Annotated in this window: 1 protein-coding gene; it reads left to right on the forward strand. The window is 62.3% G+C overall.

The window, feature by feature from the left end; translation table 11 throughout:
* Positions 1-65: 65 nt before the first annotated feature.
* A protein-coding gene (locus CLG85_RS27110; protein WP_095882986.1) for an IS3 family transposase occupies positions 66-1177 on the forward strand; the annotation gives its coding sequence in 2 pieces (ribosomal slippage) (positions 66-315 and positions 315-1177; 1113 coding nt in all).
* The last annotated feature ends 26 nt before the right edge of the window (positions 1178-1203 follow it).

Below are 1203 nucleotides of genomic sequence, written 5' to 3' on the forward strand. Positions count from 1 at the left end.
TGACCTGCTCCCCTGAAAAGTCCGCAGTTTGAAGTTAGCCTGTTCTCCAAACGAGGAGACAGACGATGAAGAGAAGCCGGTTCAGCGAAGAGCAGATCATTGGCATCCTGAAGGAGCACCAGGCCGGGCTGGGCGCGAAGGAGCTGTGCCGCAAGCACGGCATCAGCGACGCAACCTTCTACAAGTGGCGCTCGAGATATGGCGGCATGGAGGTGTCGGACGCCCGGCGGCTGAAGGCGCTGGAGGCCGAGAACGCGAAACTGAAGAAGATGCTGGCCGAACAGATGCTCGATGTTGCGACGCTGAAAGAGATGCTGGGAAAAAACTTCTGAGGCCTGGTTCGAGGCGACGTGCCGTGGACTGGGCCATGAAGGAAAAGAGCTATTCGCAGCGGCGGGCCTGCGCCTTGGCCGGGATCGATCCGCGCGTGTATCGGCGGCAGCTGGTCAGGCCGGAGGACGGGGAGTTGCGCAAGCGGCTGCGGGAACTGTCCGGCGAGAGGCGACGGTTCGGTTATCGGCGTCTGCACATCCTGTTGCGGCGGGAAGGCTGGGCGCTGAACTGGAAGAAGCTCTACCGGCTCTACCGCGAGGAGGGCCTAACAGCCCGTAAACGGGGCGGTCGCAAGCGGGCACTGGGAACCCGGGCGCCAATGGCGATCCCGCAGGGGCCGAACCAACGCTGGTCTCTGGACTTCGTCTCGGACAGTCTGAGCGATGGCCGCCGCTTCCGCATCTTGTGCGTGATCGATGACTTCAGCCGAGAATGCCTGGCGACCGTTGTCGACACCTCGCTCACTGGCCACCGCGTCGCCCGAGAGCTGGACCGGATCGCCGAGGTCAGAGGCCATCCCTGCATGGTGGTCAGCGACAATGGGACTGAGCTGACCTCGAACGCCATCCTCAAATGGCAGGAGGACCACAAGGTAGAGTGGCACTACATCGCTCCGGGCAAGCCCATGCAGAACGGCTTCGTCGAGAGCTTCAATGGCCGCCTGCGCGACGAGTGCCTCAACGAGCATTTGTTCGCCAACCTGCGCCACGCCCGGGAGCTTATCTCGGCCTGGCGCGACGACTACAATCACCATCGCCCCCACACGAGCCTCGACGGGCTCACCCCGTGGGAGTATCACCAACGGTCAGTAGAGGACCAAACCCTGAACAGAGCTAACCTATAAACGCGGACTTAAAGGGGAGCAGGTCA

This window comes from Alloyangia mangrovi (assembly GCF_002300555.2).
GTDB lineage: Bacteria > Pseudomonadota > Alphaproteobacteria > Rhodobacterales > Rhodobacteraceae > Salipiger > Salipiger mangrovi.